Origin of the sequence: Clostridium aciditolerans (assembly GCF_016316925.1) — a bacterium.
Lineage (GTDB): Bacteria > Bacillota > Clostridia > Clostridiales > Clostridiaceae > Clostridium_AM > Clostridium_AM aciditolerans.
Genome location: NZ_JAEEGB010000033.1, coordinates 1 through 16,221 on the forward strand (window position 1 = coordinate 1; position 16,221 = coordinate 16,221).

15 protein-coding genes are annotated in these 16,221 nt (G+C 32.5%); 11 read left to right on the top strand and 4 right to left on the bottom strand.

The annotated features are described in order from the left end of the window. Nucleotides 1–396 precede the first annotated feature (396 nt). On the bottom strand, nt 397–1,128 hold the full coding sequence (locus I6U51_RS18680) for a sulfite exporter TauE/SafE family protein (RefSeq protein WP_211144082.1): 732 nt from the start codon (nt 1,126–1,128) through the stop codon (nt 397–399). Nucleotides 1,129–1,392: 264 nt separating this feature from the next. Here I6U51_RS18680 and pdxS point away from each other — a divergent pair, with 264 nt between their 5' ends. The 9 genes from pdxS to lpdA all read left to right on the top strand — a co-directional run bounded on the left by pdxS (nt 1,393) and on the right by lpdA (nt 10,442). Beyond that, complete coding sequence (gene pdxS / locus I6U51_RS18685; RefSeq protein ID WP_211144083.1) at nt 1,393–2,262, top strand: pyridoxal 5'-phosphate synthase lyase subunit PdxS; 870 nt, start codon at nt 1,393–1,395, stop codon at nt 2,260–2,262. A 1-nt stretch (nt 2,263) separates the two neighbouring features. Continuing rightward, on the top strand, nt 2,264–2,860 hold the full coding sequence (gene pdxT / locus I6U51_RS18690; protein ID WP_211144084.1) for a pyridoxal 5'-phosphate synthase glutaminase subunit PdxT: 597 nt from the start codon (nt 2,264–2,266) through the stop codon (nt 2,858–2,860). 213 nt (nt 2,861–3,073) lie between these two features. After that, nucleotides 3,074–5,029: a sigma-54-dependent Fis family transcriptional regulator gene (locus I6U51_RS18695; protein WP_211144085.1), complete on the top strand. Its 1,956-nt coding sequence runs from the start codon at nt 3,074–3,076 to the stop codon at nt 5,027–5,029. A gap of 196 nt (nt 5,030–5,225) precedes the next feature. Further along, nucleotides 5,226–5,372 carry a hypothetical protein gene (locus I6U51_RS18700; RefSeq protein ID WP_246517499.1) on the top strand — a complete coding sequence of 49 codons (147 nt, stop codon included), beginning with the start codon at nt 5,226–5,228 and terminating at the stop codon, nt 5,370–5,372. A 15-nt stretch (nt 5,373–5,387) separates the two neighbouring features. Continuing rightward, the gene (gene pdhA, locus I6U51_RS18705) at nt 5,388–6,368 is read left to right on the top strand and encodes a pyruvate dehydrogenase (acetyl-transferring) E1 component subunit alpha (RefSeq protein WP_281396065.1); all 981 of its coding nucleotides are present in this window, start codon (nt 5,388–5,390) and stop codon (nt 6,366–6,368) included. A 1-nt stretch (nt 6,369) separates the two neighbouring features. Continuing rightward, a complete protein-coding gene (locus I6U51_RS18710) occupies nt 6,370–7,341 on the top strand; it encodes an alpha-ketoacid dehydrogenase subunit beta (RefSeq protein WP_211144087.1) in 972 nt (323 codons plus the stop codon). 150 nt (nt 7,342–7,491) lie between these two features. After that, nucleotides 7,492–7,701 carry a hypothetical protein gene (locus I6U51_RS18715; protein WP_211144088.1) on the top strand — a complete coding sequence of 70 codons (210 nt, stop codon included), beginning with the start codon at nt 7,492–7,494 and terminating at the stop codon, nt 7,699–7,701. Between the two features lie 31 nt (nt 7,702–7,732). Beyond that, complete coding sequence (locus I6U51_RS18720; RefSeq protein WP_211144089.1) at nt 7,733–9,040, top strand: dihydrolipoamide acetyltransferase family protein; 1,308 nt, start codon at nt 7,733–7,735, stop codon at nt 9,038–9,040. Between the two features lie 13 nt (nt 9,041–9,053). Further along, nucleotides 9,054–10,442, top strand: coding sequence for a dihydrolipoyl dehydrogenase (gene lpdA / locus I6U51_RS18725; RefSeq protein WP_211144090.1), 1,389 nt, complete (start codon nt 9,054–9,056; stop codon nt 10,440–10,442). A gap of 63 nt (nt 10,443–10,505) precedes the next feature. On the opposite strand, the gene I6U51_RS18730 is transcribed toward lpdA, so the two are convergent. Further along, entirely contained in the window at nt 10,506–10,940 is a 435-nt protein-coding gene (locus I6U51_RS18730) for a hypothetical protein (protein ID WP_211144091.1), read from the bottom strand. A 561-nt stretch (nt 10,941–11,501) separates the two neighbouring features. Here I6U51_RS18730 and I6U51_RS18735 point away from each other — a divergent pair. Continuing rightward, nucleotides 11,502–12,074, top strand: coding sequence for a TetR/AcrR family transcriptional regulator (locus tag I6U51_RS18735; protein WP_211144092.1), 573 nt, complete (start codon nt 11,502–11,504; stop codon nt 12,072–12,074). A 48-nt stretch (nt 12,075–12,122) separates the two neighbouring features. After that, complete coding sequence (locus I6U51_RS18740) at nt 12,123–14,183, top strand: methyl-accepting chemotaxis protein (RefSeq protein WP_211144093.1); 2,061 nt, start codon at nt 12,123–12,125, stop codon at nt 14,181–14,183. 91 nt (nt 14,184–14,274) lie between these two features. Here the strand turns inward: I6U51_RS18740 and I6U51_RS18745 are convergent, their stop codons facing one another. After that, nucleotides 14,275–14,469 (bottom strand): alpha/beta-type small acid-soluble spore protein, encoded by a 195-nt coding sequence (locus I6U51_RS18745; protein ID WP_211144094.1) that lies wholly within the window; start codon nt 14,467–14,469, stop codon nt 14,275–14,277. A gap of 839 nt (nt 14,470–15,308) precedes the next feature. Beyond that, a complete protein-coding gene (locus tag I6U51_RS18750; protein WP_211144095.1) occupies nt 15,309–16,196 on the bottom strand; it encodes a DegV family protein in 888 nt (295 codons plus the stop codon). Between the last annotated feature and the right edge of the window lie 25 nt (nt 16,197–16,221).

Consider the following 16,221-nt stretch of genomic DNA (forward strand, 5'->3'; position numbering starts at 1 on the left):
TTTGTTTACACTCTGTTTAATTTTGAGGGATTAAATGTCTAAATGACATTTGATGAGTAATTTAGACACGGAAATGTCGTTTAAAATTACTCCGGGCCTTTAGGCAAAAGCCTAAATGGCTTTCAACGGGCAATTTAGCTGGATGTAAAGCAATATTGTTTTTTATAGAATTTATGTGTGATTTATGCTAGTAGGTAGCTTAAATCACACTTTTTATTTATCTTAAAATTTCATCTGAGGCTTAGAATCTGTTATACGACTCTCGTGTAAAAATTTAATATTTTCTATTCAATAAGAAAACCCTTATCAAAGTAAATTATTTTGATAAGGGTTTTTCATAATAAATTAAAATGAATTCCTAATATATTAATCTAACTAACTAATATAAATTTAAGCTTAGAAAAAGGTGAATATAGCAGAGATAAATAATACTATATATACCATTTTACTAAATATAGAATCCTTAATTCTATAATGAGCCCAGTTACCTAATACTGCGCCTATAAATAGAAAAGGCAGTGTAAATAATAAAAGTCTTAAAGTATCAGAGGTCAGCGAACCTTTAATAAAACTTTGCAAAATGACTATAGTATTCAAAGTAATCCAGAGCAAGCATAAGGTTGCCCTAAAATTAGTTTTGTTTTTAATTTTTTCTGAAGCATATAAAATTACAAGAGGGCCGCCAGAGGCAAAAGCACCATGGATGCATCCCCCTAAAAATAAAATGAAGCTTAATACATGATTGTTTATTGGTTTTGTAGCCTTGTATTTACCATAACTTAACAAGAGGCCTCTAATGGCAACTGCGATCATAAACAATGCTAATATTCTTTTCAAAGTGCTTTCTGGTAATTTGTCAAAAGCCCAAAAACCAAGAGGAAGACCTAAGCTAACATAACATAATATTCTTATATAGTGGTTCCAAAGAATATGTTTATAAGAATTTATTATTATAAAGATAGACAAAAGAAGGCTGCAAATTGCCAAAATTGGTTTTGAGACTTTAATTCCAACAAGCATTATACAAAAGGGCATAGCAAGTACTGTGCAACCGAATCCTGTTATACCCTCTAAAAAATGTGTTATAAGTACAGTTAGTCCAAAAAGAATTATTGTTATAATACTCATGATACCCCCTATTTAAAATAAAAAATAAATAAAACAAGCCAATTACATAATAGCATATTTTTAGATGTTTATTCTATCAGGAGCATATAAATAAGCATTTTGTATTATTTCATAACCTTCTTTTTAGTATATTTCTGATATAAATAAAAAATCTCTTCTTACGATACAATGTATCGATACATTTTGAGTAAACGTAAATTTAATATATTATAGTTTCAAAGGAAGCAAATAATTTTGCAAAAAAACATTATTGGGGGTATTCAAATGGAAAAATATGAATTAAACAAAAATCTTGCTCAGATGCTTAGAGGCGGAGTAATAATGGATGTTGTAAATCCAAGAGAGGCTGAAATAGCTCAAAAAGCTGGAGCTTGCGCTGTTATGGCTTTGGAAAGAGTTCCATCTGATATAAGAAAACAAGGTGGAGTAGCAAGAATGTCTGATCCAAAAATGATTAAGGAAATTCAAGCAGCGGTTTCAATACCAGTTATGGCTAAGGTTAGAATAGGACATTTTGTAGAAGCTCAAATACTAGAGAGTCTAGGAATAGATTATATTGATGAAAGTGAAGTTTTAACACCTGCTGACGAAGCTTTCCATATTAATAAGTGGGATTTTAAGGTACCTTTTGTATGTGGAGCTAAAAATCTAGGAGAAGCTCTTAGAAGAATAGGTGAAGGTGCTTCAATGATAAGAACTAAAGGCGAAGCAGGTACTGGTAATGTTGTTGAAGCTGTTCGTCATATGAGAACCATGATGGATGATATTAGAAAAGTAAGAAATGCATCAGAACAAGAGCTAATGACTATTGCTAAAGAAATGTGTGCGCCTTATGATCTTGTAAAATATGTTTGGAAAGAAGGAAAATTACCTGTAGTAAATTTTGCTGCCGGTGGTGTAGCAACTCCAGCAGATGCAGCACTTATGATGCAGCTTGGCTCAGAAGGTGTTTTTGTAGGTTCAGGAATATTTAAATCCTCAGATCCAGAAAAAAGAGCAAAGGCTATAGTGCTTGCAACAACTTATTATAATGATCCTAAGGTTTTGGCAGAGGTATCAGAGGATTTAGGTGAGCCAATGAGTGGATTAGACTTAAGGGATTTAAGTAACAGATACGCTGAAAGGGGCTGGTAGGATGAAGATAGGAGTCCTATCCATCCAAGGCGGAGTTAGAGAACATATTAATCATGTAAAGGCTCTGGGAGCTGATGCTGTTGAAATAAAAAAGTTGGAGGACTTACAAGGGATTGACGGATTAATCCTTCCTGGAGGAGAAAGTACTGCAATAGGCAAGATTTTGAGAGAAAGAAATTTACTTAATCCTCTTAAAGAAAAAATAATATTAGGATTACCAGTTTGGGGAACTTGCGCAGGAATGATATTATTGGCAAAAGAAATTGATAGTGAAGATATTACACATCTTTCAGTTATGGATATAAAAGTTAGAAGAAATGCTTATGGCCGCCAAATAGATAGTTTTGAAACAGAAGCTGCTATTGAGGGGATTACACAGGAGCCTATACCACTTGTATTCATACGCGCGCCTTATATAGTAGGTGTAGGAGATAAGGTGAAGATTTTACATAAGCTAAATGGAAATATTGTGGCAGCAGTACAAGATAACATATTAGTAACATCATTTCACCCAGAATTAACTAAAGACCTTAAATTTCACAAATATTTTTTAGAATTGTGTAATAAGCCAAATATAAGTTGTACAAATATTTGTTAGAAAAAGAATAGAAGAGCAGGGAAGATAAGAGTCTTTCCTGCTTTTTTACTTATAATGCCAAAGAAGATATAGCCTTTATCGATCCATATGCAATAAAGCATTGATTCTTCTTTCTCTAAAGTACTATAATTAAAGTGATTATAGTATAAATTACCATGACTACCAATAATAAAAATTATTGGTACTTAATTATAACTGGAGAAGGTGATAATTATGATTGATGTCTTGAAAGTTGAAAGTCAGTGGAGGAGATTTGTAGAGCATAATGAGATACCTAAGGATATAAGGCAAGATATTTTAAATTCTTGGATTAGGTGTAAAAAATACAAGGTTGATCCAAGTGACGGAAGAGGTAAGGAGTTATCTAAAAGTGAATTTAATAAAATATTAGATAAGCATAAAGAACTTATTGAAATAGCAATACCTGTTATGCTGGATATATTTAATCTTTTGAAGGAGTCAAATTATTCCATTATTTTAACGGATGAGAATGCGGTAGTTCTTGAAGTCATTGGAAATGAAAAAATAATGGACAAGAATACAAGGCTGAATTTTTTGAAAGGATGTAAATGGACTGAAGAAAATGTAGGTACAAATGCCATTGGTACATGCCTTCATCTGAACAAACCAATTCAAACTTTAGGTGCAGAGCACTATTGCAAAAATCAGCATGGATGGACATGTTCTGCTGCGCCAATACATGATAATAAAGGAAAGATTATAGGCATTATTGATTTATCCGGTAACTTTTATGATTTTCACTCACATACTCTTGGAATAGTCGTTGAAGCTGCAAATGCTATACAAAAACAGTTTTCAATAATTGAGCATAGAAAGTGGGCAGAAACAGCGTTTAACTCTATTGATGATGGAATTTTAGTTATAGATACTGATTTTACGGTAAGAGATTTTAATTTAAAGATGTGTGAATTATTAAATATACCTCAGCAAGAATTCTATAAAATTGATATAAAAATGTTATTAAAAGATATAATTAAAGATATGAATAACTTTAATCAAAGCAATAAAATAAATTATAGAGAAGTCAGCTTATACATAGATAATCGTAGAGTAGAATGTAATATAAGTGTTACACTAGTACAAAAAGAGGAAAAACATATAGGCTTTGTAATTCTTGCTAAGAAAGTTGATAGTTTGCGGCATGTAGTTAGCAAAATAGCAGGGTTTTCCTCAAAATATTCCTTTGATAACATAATAACTAATAATTCTAAAATGATATCTGTTGTTCAAGAAGCTAAAAGTATTGCAGCTAATGATTGCACTGTATTAATTAACGGAGAAAGTGGAACTGGTAAAGAATTGTTTGCACACTCTATTCATAATGCAAGTAATAGACGTAATGGACCATTTGTAGCAATAAATTGTGCTGCATTACCAAAGGATTTAGTGGAAAGCGAGCTTTTTGGATATGAAAAAGGATCATTCACTGGGGCTTCTAAGGAAGGCTGCCCTGGAAAGTTCGAACTAGCGAATACAGGAACAATTTTTTTGGATGAAATTGGAGAGCTGCCACTAGAAATTCAATCTAAGCTTCTTAGAGTTTTAGATAATCACACTATAACAAGGATTGGCGGAAAGTATGAAAGAAAATTAGATGTAAGAGTTATAGCTGCAACAAATAGAAATTTATATAATGAAATTCAGGCAAATAATTTCAGAGGGGATCTGTATTATAGAATAAATGTGTTTAATATAAAATTGATTCCGCTTAGAGAACGGCCAGAAGATGTTGAACTTTGTACAGAATTTTTTTTGCAGAGACTAAATGATAAAAATTCTGGGACAAAGAAGTTGTTTGATAAAGATTTTATTGATTCCATTAAAAAACACAATTGGCCAGGAAACGTTAGAGAATTAGAAAATGTTATTCAAAGGGCATACTATCTATCGAAAAGCGATACTATATCTCATTTAGTTATACCTGAATATATTAATGAAAATAACAAGGAAGTTATAGGTTTTTCTAATAATAATGAATTTAGACCTGACAAGCTAGAAGAAATAGAAAAAAGTTCAATTGTTAAAGCATTAGAATATTGTGATGGAAATGTTGTTAAGGCAAGTAAACTAATCGGTATTGGAAAGTCTACACTTTACAGGAAAATAAAAAAGTATGAATTAAGCACAGTGCCAAAGTGGGAAAAATAACTGAAAATTCCCACTTTGGCACTGTGTTTTTCCCAAAATGAATCTTAAGTAAAAGCTCTATTTAGCAATATAAGAATTTTCAGTGAATTGAGTATTGGCATGTCTTTTGCTTTTTAAATAATAGCAGAAGAGGGGGTGTGTTCTATTAAGAGATTTGTAATAGAATTTGGGTTAGGAGCTGATTTTCACGGATAGGATGTCAAAAGGGCAGCAGAAAAAGCTGTTACAGATGCTGTATCAAGAAGCTGTCTTTGCGGCTCAAAATTATCCGGATTTTGGAGACATTGATGACAGCATAGAAGTTGCAATAGCCTGTATTGAAGTAGGTATTGAAAAAAATTGAATGGGGGGAATAACATTGAATATATCAAATAGTAAAGTAATTGATATGTACAAAACTATGTTAAAAATAAGAAAATTTGAGGAAGTTGCTGTGAATGCTTCCGCAGAAGGAAGAATACCTGGATTTATTCATCTTTATATAGGGGAAGAAGCGGTGGCAACAGGTGTTTGCGCTAATTTAAATGATAACGATTATATAACAAGTACTCATAGAGGTCATGGTCACATAGTGGCAAAGGGTGGAAACTTAAAATTTATGATGGCAGAGCTTTTTGGAAAAGCAACAGGCTATTGTAAAGGAAGAGGTGGCTCAATGCATATAGCAGATGCCACAAAAGGTATTCTAGGAGCAAATGGTATAGTAGGTGCTGGCCATGATTTAGCCCTAGGAGCAGGTTTAAGTGCACAATACAGAGGAACTGATCAAGTTTGTATATGTTTCTTTGGAGATGCATCAACAAATCAAGGCACATTCCATGAAGCATTGAACATGGCAAGCGTATGGAAGCTACCAATTGTATTTGTATGTGAAAATAATGGATATGGAATATCCACAAGTCAGAAGAGACATCAGGCAATCAAGGATGTAGCAGATAGAGGGGCAGCCTATAATGTTCCTGGAGTTGTAGTTGATGGAAACGATGTTTTTGCAGTTTATGAGGCAGCAGATGAGGCTATAAAAAGAGCAAGAGAAGGTAAGGGACCAACAATAGTAGAGTGTAAGACTTATAGACAAAGAGGGCACTTTGAAGGAGATCCTTGCACATATAAACCAAAGGAAGAACAGGAAGAATGGGTAAAAAAAGATCCTATACCAAGGTTTGAAAAATATATACTTGAAAATGGAGTATTAAGTGAAGAAGGAATAAAGGAAGTACAAGCTGATATTGATAACCAAATTAAAGAAGCTGTAGAATTTGCAGATAACAGTCCTCAGCCAGAATTAAAGGTAGCACTAGAAGATGTCTATAGTGACATAAAAGAGGAGGTAAGATAATATGAAAACTATGACTTATATGGAAGCTATAAGAGAAGCGATGAGAATTAAAATGAAAGAAGATGAAAAGGTTTTAATACTTGGAGAAGATGTAGGAGCATTTGGAGGCTGTTTCGGGTTAACAGGAACACTTCATTCAGAGTTTGGTGATAAAAGAGTAAGAGATACTCCAATATCTGAAGGAGCAATAGTTGGATGTGCTATTGGAGCGGCTGCTACAGGATTAAAGCCAATTGCAGAAATAATGATGGCAGATTTTGTTACAGTTGCAATGGATATGTTAGTTAATCAAGCTGCAAAGCTTAGATATATGTTTGGAGGAAAAATAAGTCTTCCAATGGTTGTTAGACTGCCAGGTGGCGGCGGGCTATCAGCTGCAGCTCAACACTCACAATCCTTAGAAGCTTGGCTTACACATGTACCAGGACTTAAGGTTGTTTATCCGTCAACCCCAGCTGATGCAGCAGGATTACTGCTTACAGCTATAGATGATGACAATCCTGTTGCATTTATAGAACATAAAGGAATATATAGTTTAAAAGGTGAAGTTCCAGATGATATCAAACCAATACCATTTGGAGTAGCTGATATAAAGAAAGAGGGAAAAGATATTACTATTATAGCTACAGGTAAAATGGTTCATGAAGCCTTAAAAGCTGCAGAAAAGCTTTCTAAGGAAGGTGTTGAAGCAGAGGTAGTAGATCCAAGAACATTATTCCCATTAGATAAAGAAACTATATTTAATTCTGTAAAGAAGACTAATAAAGCCTTAGTTGTTACAGAAGAAAATAAAAGAGGGGGATATGGTGGTGAAATTTCTGCTATCATATGTGAAGAAATTTTTGATTATCTTGATGCACCTGTAGTTAGAATTGGAGCACTTAACACTCCAATACCATTTTCACCAGTCCTTGAAAACTTTGTACTTCCTGATTCCAATGATATAGTTAATGGCGTTAAAAAATTATTTTAATTTTAATTGGGGGGGCTTCCCCCCACACAATTAGGTGAGGTTATGTATGAATAAAATTGGAATTATAGCCAATCCATCCTCTGGTAAAGATATTAGGCGACTTGTATCCCACGTTACAACAGTTGATAATAACGAATAAGCACTATTTATATGGGAGATGTTGATATAATCAATCTTAATAGTCAGTATGAATTTACTAGCAAAGAAGCCGGAACCATTGCTTTAGACGGAGAACGGGAAATTACCTTTAAGTCTGGAGAAAGATTTACTTTTAAAATAACGAGGAATGGCCCACTGCGAGTTGATATTATAAATACATTAGAACTAGCTCAAAAAAGTGGTTTTTTTAAAATAGATTAGTTTTGAAGATATTAGAAAAGGGGGAATATTTATGGCAAAGGTTGTAGTTATGCCAAAACTAGGACTTACAATGAAAGAAGGCACGTTAGTAACTTGGAATAAAAAAGAGGGGGATGAAATCAAAGTAGGAGAGGTTTTATTTGAGATATCGACAGATAAGTTGAGCAATGATTTTGAATCAAGTGATGAAGGAATAGTGAGAAAATTACTCGTAAATGAAGGAGATGTAGTTGAATGCTTAAAGCCAGTTGCAATTATTGGTAGTGCTGATGAAGATATATCTTCTTTATTAAATGATTCCTTATCAAATAGTGAATCAGTGGAGCAAAGCGGTAGTAAATTACCAGAAAAAGAATTAGAAGAAGTGAATGGTGAAGGGAGAAAACAAGGAAGAATAAAAGCCTCTCCAGCGGCTAAGAAGGTGGCTTTAGAAAATAATATAGATATCACATTAGTTGAAGGTACAGGCCCACAGGGGAGAATAACAATTGAAGATGTAGAAAAGTATATTGAAAGTAGTAAAAACAAAGTAAAAGCATCCCCAATGGCAAGTAAAATAGCAAAGGAATTAAATGTTGATTTATCAGAAATAGAAAAAGATGGAAGGATAATGAAAGAGGATATTGTATCCTTATGTAAGTGTAATAAGACTTCGGAGGATACCTATGTTGAAAAGAGAGTTCCAATGTCTCAAATGAGGAAGGTAATTGCTTCGAGAATGCATGAAAGCTGGGTTACTTCTCCAACAGTAACATATGACATAAAAGTTGATATGACTAACTTAAAGAGATTTAAGGATGCTCTTAAAGATGTATGTAAAGTAACTTATACAGATTTGTTAGTAAAAATAGTTTCAAAGGTATTATTGCAGTATCCTTTACTTAATTGTTCTGTTGATGGAAATGAATTAATCTTAAGAAACTTTGTAAACATGGGTATAGCAGTGGCTTTAGATGAGGGACTTGTAGTGCCAGTAATCAAATGTGCGGATCAAAAAGGATTAGAAGAAATTTCAACAACAATAAAAGAATTAGCTGATAAGGCAAAGAAGAATGCACTTAAACCTGATGAAATTACTGGTGGAACATTTACAATAACTAATCTTGGAATGTATGGCATAGAATATTTCTCTCCAATTATAAATCAACCGGAAGTTGCTATACTAGGAGTAAATAAAATTACGGAAACTCCAATAGCTAAAAATGGTGAAATAGTTATAAAACCTCTTATGAATTTATCCCTTACTGCTGATCATAGAGCAGTAGATGGGTCAGTAGCAGCTCAATTCTTGTCAAAGCTTAAAGGCTTTATTGAGAAACCAGAGATGTTAATATTGTAGGGAGATGATGAGTATGAAGTTAGTTATTGTAGGTGGAGGACCAGGTGGATATGTAGCTGCAATTCGAGCAGCGCAATTAGGTGCTGAAGTAACATTAATTGAAAAAGAAAAGCTTGGGGGAACTTGTTTGAATGTTGGATGCATACCTACCAAGGTATTAGCACATACATCTGATTTATTAGAAGAGCTTAAAGAAGCTAAAAAGATAGGAATAGATATTGAAGGTAGCGCAAAAGTTAATTGGAGTAAGCTTCAAAATAGAAAAAAATATATAATAAAAAGACTTGTATCAGGAGTTTCAGGTTTACTCACTGCTAATAAAGTAAAGGTAATTAACGGAACTGGAAAACTTCAAGCAGGCAATGTGGTTTTTGTTGCAAAAGAGGATGGAACTGTAGAAGAAATTAAATACGATAAATTAGTAATAGCATCCGGATCTAGGGCATTTATACCAGCTATAGAGGGAAAAGAGCTTACAGGAGTAATTGATAGCACAGGTGCATTAAATTTGGAGAAAGTACCTAGTAGTCTTGTTGTTATTGGTGGAGGAGTAATAGGTATAGAATTGGCTAATATTTTCAATAGTATGGGCTGTAAAGTAACTGTTATTGAAATGATGCAGCACATTTTGCCGCCAATAGATAGAGAAATTTCAGAAATGCTTAAAAATAAATTGATAAAAGATGGCATTGAAATACACACAAACCACAGGGTCACAAAAATTGAAGAGTGTGCTGAAGACCTTCAAGTTAGCTTTTCTGGTGAAAAAGATTTAGTCGTTAACGCAGAAAAAGTTTTAATTGCTGTAGGAAGAGCAGCAAATATTAAGGATTTAAATTTAGAAGCTGTAGGCATAAAGACAGAAAGAAATTACATTGTAGTTAATGACAAAATGGAAACAAATATTAAAAACATATATGCAATTGGTGATTGTACAGGCAAAAATATGCTGGCACATGTGGCTTCAGATCAAGGTATAGTAGCTGTAGAAAATATAATGGGGAAAAACAAAGAAATGGATTATAAAACTGTACCCGCTTGCGTATACACCAAACCTGAATTAGCGACCGTTGGATTAACTGAAGAGCAGGCAAAGGAGAAAGGTATAGATTACAAAGTAGGTAAGTTTCCGCTAATAGCCAATGGAAAATCCCTTATAATGAATGAAACTACAGGTATAATAAAAGTTATTTCAGATAAAAAGTATGATGAAATACTTGGAGTCCATATACTTGGACCAAGAGCAACAGATTTAATAGCTGAAGCTGCATTAGCGCTGAGGCTAGAAGCTACTACAGAAGAAATAATAACTACGGTACATGCCCATCCAACTGTTGGAGAAGCAATGAAAGAAGCTGTACTTGCAGTTAACAAAGAGGCTATTCACATATTAAATGAGTAATTATTCAACATATAGGGGCACTAACTGACCGTCTAGTACCCCTATATATAACTTATTCTAAACCTATCTAGTTTCTTCTACATGATTCAATTCAGATGAATTTAGTTTGTTAAATATTTGCATGTCCATTTTGCCACATGAAGACATGTGATTTTTCTTTTGGAAATTTCTTACCGCTAACATTGTATCAAAGCTAGAAAAATTTTTAGAAGTCTCGAAGTCTAAAGTTTTTTTAGGCGCTTTTTCTCCTAATCTTGTTTTAGAAAGAGAGGTGTTAATAATTTTCCTCTTTAGGTTATTATTTAGTACAGTTTCAATGTATTCAATAATATCTTTTCTATTATTTAAGTTAATAAGTTCAGAGGAAATTTCACTGTAGCTATATATAAATTGAGTTAATTTGCTTTTTGCAATTATCTGCTGCAAACACACAGAGTCTATCTCTAAAGTCATATCAATATCTGTAGATGATACCATAAACAATTGATCTTTTTTCATAAGGTCTATGCTCCTTTTTAAATTTTATATTAATTCTAAAGTTAATACAGTTTTATGTATTAACTTTAACTTATGTAAAATAATTAAATATTAACCTTTCATGAGAAATATACGAAGGTGTATATAAATATAAGGGGGTAGAAATGAATTTAATAATAAGACACAGGCATATTAAAAGTAGTTCTTTTAATATGCCTGTGTCTTATCAAGTGATTCTTAGGTTCAGATGGAGTTTGCTTATAAGTATGACTTTCTCCATCTGAACCTTAGAAGAACTTATCCAGGCGCGTAGCAGTGCTTATCCCCCAGTTAAGCAGAGAGCCTAAATCTTAAGTAGATATCCCAAATCTGTGATTTGGTGATAGTCACTTACACAGAGTGCTGATTTAGTGCGAATCGCTTACTCCTTCGACAATAGGAGAAGGAGTTTCATACAAAGATGGTGGTGTTAGCAATGGTAGCGATCGGATAAATTTTTATTAAACCTATAAAGTAACTGTTGCATTAGAAATAATTTCATATTATTATTTAGTTAACGAACGTTAATTAAGGGGGGATTTCATGAAGAAGAAAATTAAAGAAAATGCGGTACGGCTATTTTGTGAAAGGGGATTTTCAGGTACATCAATAAGAAACATTTCTGATTCTGTTGGAATAACTGCAGCAGCTGTATATTCACATTTTAAATCAAAAGAAGAACTTTTTCTCGAGGTGTTTGCTGAGGGATGGAGAGCAGTGGCAGAAGAGGTAAATATCATTAAAAATAAAGAAAAGGATTTAACTTCTGAACTTCTTTTTAAGATATATAAATATCATGTTAACTATTATTTGAAGGAAAAAGAAAAAACTATTTTTCTTTTTAGGAGTACTATGTTTCCAGCAAGTGAATTAAAAGAAAAAGTAATTAAAATTTTTTATAGGGAATTAAATGATACTCATGAGTTTATAGGAAATATTTTTAAAGATATGGTTGCTAAAGGTATAGTAAGGAATATACCAATTGAAAATTATGTGTACACGTTTTATAGACTTATCGATAGTTTTATATTCGAAATAACTGCACTTAATAAAGCTATTACAGATGAAGAGTTAAATAAACATTGGCAATGCTATTGGCAGTACATAAAAGCATAAAAATATACTAATAAGATAAGACAAAATTTTTTATCTGAGGTGATTTTAATGAAAGTAATTAAATTTAAAAGAATAAAAACAAGAATATTAACATTACTCTTACCATTAATTATACTATCTATGTTAAGTTTATCTGCAATAAGTTATCAAACCTCAAAAAACCTTATAAATAATGAAATTGATAAACAAATGAATGAAAAGTTAGATAGTACTGTTTCTTCGATAGAAAAGTCTCTTACTAATCATAGCAAAATTCCTGTAACTTTAGCAAGAACAGTAGAAGTAGTAGGGAACACTATGGATAAAGAGCAGTATGTATCAATGCTAAAATCTTATGTAAATTCTAACGATGAAACTCTTGGTGCAGGGGTATGGTTTGAGCCATATAAATATAAATCTGATATTAAACACTTTGGGCCATATGCATATAAAAGTGATGGAGATTTAGTTTATACAGATGACTATAATGCAGAAAGCTACAACTATACAGAGCAGAGTTGGTATAAGGCAGGAGCAAATTCTGGGGGAAAAGCAGTTTGGACACCTCCATATTTAGATAATGTGACGAAGATATCAATGGTAACTTTAGCAGTACCATTTTATGATAAGGATAAAAAACTTTTAGGTGTAACAACTGCAGATATAGACTTAACTAGAATTCAAAAGATGATTAAGGAAATAAAAATTGGACAAACTGGTAAAGCATTTCTTGTGGATAAGGATGGAACTTATATAGCAGGGAGTGATTCTTCAAAAATTATGAAGACGAAATTACAGGACGATAATAATAAAAGTCTTGCCGATCTATCAAAAAACATAATGTCAGGGAAGAAATCTACAGGAAGTTTTACTGATAACAATGGGAAAAATATAATTTATTCTGCTCCAATAGCTGAAACTGGATGGGTTCTTGTGCTTACAATGCCAGATAAAGAATTGTATTCACCACTTAATGTTCTTATATATAAGCTTATTCCTGTAATTTTAGCTACAATAGCAGTTATAATATTAGCAATATTATTGTTTAGCAATTATATTGCATCATCAATAAAGAAAATTCTTGATTTTGGTACAGCTCTTGGAAATGGAGATTTAACTAAAACCATAGAAGTCAATTCAGAAGATGAATTCGGATCCCTTTCCAAGGAACTTTCAAAAGCTAATGAAAATATGAGTAAATTAATAACACAAATAGCTGACAGTTCTGGGGAAATCAGTTCTTCCAGTGAAGAATTATCAGCTACCATAGAGGAAATATCATCAAAGATGGATTCTATCAATGAAGCTACAAAGAATGTATCAAAAGGCACCGAGGAGCTGAGCTCATCCACAGAGGAGGTTAATACTTCAGTTGATGATATAAATTCTATTGTAAGTAATCTTACAAATAAATCGGCAGAAGTAAATAATTCTTCGCAGGAAATTCAAAGTCGTGCATCACAAATAAAAGATAGAGGACAAAATTCCATGAAAGTAGCAATAGGAATTTATGAAGAAAAACATTTAAAAATAGCCAAAGCTATTGAAAGTGGTAAAATAGTTGATGATGTAAAGATTATGGCTGAGTCTATCGCAAGTATAGCAGAGCAGACCAATTTACTAGCATTAAATGCTGCAATAGAAGCTGCTAGATCTGGAGAACATGGAAAAGGATTCGCTGTAGTTGCTGAAGAAGTTAGAAAACTTGCTGAACAATCAGCTCAAACTGTTATGAGTATACAAAGCATGGTTGTTGAAGTAAGAGAAGTATTTAATAACCTTTCACAGAATGCTGAAGAAATTTTAAATTTTGTTGAAAACAATGTAAAGTCAGATTATCAGTTGTTAGTTGATACAGGATTACAATATGAAAAAGACGCTGAATTTATTAATAATATAGCAGGAGAAATAAATAATGCTGTTGGTTTAGTAGCAGAATCTATAAGTAATATAAGTAGTTCTATTGAAAATGTATCAGCAATTGCAGAAGAATCTGCTGCAAGTTCTCAGGAAATAATGGGAAGTGTGGACGAAAATACTTTTGCAATTGAAGAAGTAGCAAAAGCATCGCAGAGCCAAACGGAACTTGCTGAGCGATTAAATGATTTAATACAACAATTTAAAATATAAATAAAGTTAGGTAATTTAAAAATTACCTAACTCAAATTCAGGGTAACTCTATATGCTTTTATAAACATATAGAGTTATTATTTTGCCTATATTATTTTAAACCTTGTTCGTAAGCTTCTACCATTTTCTTAACCATGTTTCCGCCTACTGAACCTGCTTCTCTGGAAGTAAGATCTCCATTATAGCCTTCTTTTAAATCTACGCCTACTTCTCTAGCGGATTCCATTTTAAATCTGTTTAGACCTTCTTTTGCTTGTGGAACTAATACTCTATTTCTGCTTGCCATAAGTTACTTCCTCCTTTTAGTCGGAACACGGGGTAATTTTACTTATTTCCCTTTGGGCACTGGGTAACTTAAGATTTTCGCTTCCCTTCGGGCACTGGATAACTTAACACGTTCGCCCCAGCTCACAAGTTATCCGTCAAAGTTCATTTAGAACTTTGACCTCACAAGTTACCCATAAAAGTTTATTTAGAACTTTTACCTAGCAAAATTACCCGTTAAAGTCCATTTAGGACTTTAACCTCCTTAAATTTATAAAATTTTTATATGTTTTATAATTACAGTTTGTACAGTTTTAAAATTATTAAACTATAAAATTAAAGGAAAGCTATCCATAAGATGTAATACTTAGAATGAAAAGTAATAAAAATTATGATATAAAGTGGTGTAAAATTATATAAAAAATTAAAATTTAAATAATGTTATACAGTCACCAGAAACTGGACAATTTATTTATCCGATGACTACCCGCTCTAATACTACCATCGAACTCTGTGAAAGCGATTCGCACCAAATCAAAGATTTGGGCTCTCTGCTTGCACTCTGTGAAAGCGATTCGCACCAAATCAAAGATTTGGGCTCTCTGCTTTTCTGCAAGTGGGAGTAAAGAGTGGCTATGTCCCTGGATAACGAATTCTAAGCTTCAGATGGAGTCAAAACTCCATCTGAAGCTTAGAATTCTGTTTATAGAGTTCTAGATAATAAATCAAGCTAGTTAGAGGGAAGCAATACTAATTTGCTTGGAATTATAAAAAAATGTTAAATAAAAAATAATAAATCAGCTCAAAATTTACACGTGAATTTTGAGCTGATTTTCTTACTTTAAATGTCATTAGTTATATTTAAGCCTCAATATGAATCTCTCGTTCTTTACCTAAAAAGAATACAGCAAGTGAACCTGGTCCACCATAAGCACCTACAACAGGTCCAACGTAGCTCATTATAATATCCTTAACCTTTATTTTACTTGATATAAGATTTTTTAATGTTAAGGCATCTTCTATACAATCTCCATGAGATATACCTATTGTCTGTTCTTCGGGGTTTTCTATTTTTTCTAAAACCTTTTCAAAAAGGGCATTTAAAGCTTTTTTTCTTCCTCTAAGTTTGTTCAAAGGAAGCACTTTGCCAATATTACTTATTGTTAAGAAAGGTTTTATATTTAATAGCATGCCAGCAAATGCAGCAGTTGCAGATATTCTTCCGCCTTTTCTTAAATAATTGATATCATTTACTATCATAAAAGTATTTAGATTTTGTCTAATTCCCTCTAAGTAGTTCATTATATCATCAATAGAAGCTCCTTGTTTCTGCATTTCCAGCGACTTTAAAACCATTAAACCTTGCCCTAAAGATGCTGTTAAAATATCAATTATACAAATTTTTAAGTTAGGATACTCTTCTTGCAGCATGTTTTTTGCTATATTTGCACTATTTACAGTACCACTTAAACCACTGGAAGCACCTATATATAATATATCATTTCCTTCATCAAGTACTTTTTTAAACTGGTCATAAAATGATTGAGTACTAGGTTGTGAGGTTTTTGGCATTTCGCCATTTCTTATATCCCCATAAAAGTTTTCTAATGAATAGCTTGTACCAAAATCATCAAGTCTTTCAATATTATTATAATGATAGGTTAAGCTAACAAAAGGGATATTGAGCTCTTTAATATATGCCGTGGGTAAATCACAACAACTATCAGTAATTATTTTAAATTTTTTCATTTTTTACCTCTTAATTATATTGATA

Coding starts and splice junctions, on each gene's coding strand:
- I6U51_RS18745 (WP_211144094.1), bottom strand. CDS start 14,469: ATGGCAAGCAGAAATAGAGTATTAGTTCCACAAGCAAAAGAAGGTCTA.
- I6U51_RS18715 (WP_211144088.1), top strand. CDS start 7,492: ATGGGAGATGTTGATATAATCAATCTTAATAGTCAGTATGAATTTACT.
- I6U51_RS18680 (WP_211144082.1), bottom strand. CDS start 1,128: ATGAGTATTATAACAATAATTCTTTTTGGACTAACTGTACTTATAACA.
- lpdA (WP_211144090.1), top strand. CDS start 9,054: ATGAAGTTAGTTATTGTAGGTGGAGGACCAGGTGGATATGTAGCTGCA.
- I6U51_RS18720 (WP_211144089.1), top strand. CDS start 7,733: ATGGCAAAGGTTGTAGTTATGCCAAAACTAGGACTTACAATGAAAGAA.
- pdxT (WP_211144084.1), top strand. CDS start 2,264: ATGAAGATAGGAGTCCTATCCATCCAAGGCGGAGTTAGAGAACATATT.
- I6U51_RS18750 (WP_211144095.1), bottom strand. CDS start 16,196: ATGAAAAAATTTAAAATAATTACTGATAGTTGTTGTGATTTACCCACG.
- I6U51_RS18740 (WP_211144093.1), top strand. CDS start 12,123: ATGAAAGTAATTAAATTTAAAAGAATAAAAACAAGAATATTAACATTA.
- I6U51_RS18730 (WP_211144091.1), bottom strand. CDS start 10,940: ATGAAAAAAGATCAATTGTTTATGGTATCATCTACAGATATTGATATG.
- I6U51_RS18695 (WP_211144085.1), top strand. CDS start 3,074: ATGATTGATGTCTTGAAAGTTGAAAGTCAGTGGAGGAGATTTGTAGAG.
- I6U51_RS18710 (WP_211144087.1), top strand. CDS start 6,370: ATGAAAACTATGACTTATATGGAAGCTATAAGAGAAGCGATGAGAATT.
- pdxS (WP_211144083.1), top strand. CDS start 1,393: ATGGAAAAATATGAATTAAACAAAAATCTTGCTCAGATGCTTAGAGGC.
- I6U51_RS18700 (WP_246517499.1), top strand. CDS start 5,226: ATGTCAAAAGGGCAGCAGAAAAAGCTGTTACAGATGCTGTATCAAGAA.
- I6U51_RS18735 (WP_211144092.1), top strand. CDS start 11,502: ATGAAGAAGAAAATTAAAGAAAATGCGGTACGGCTATTTTGTGAAAGG.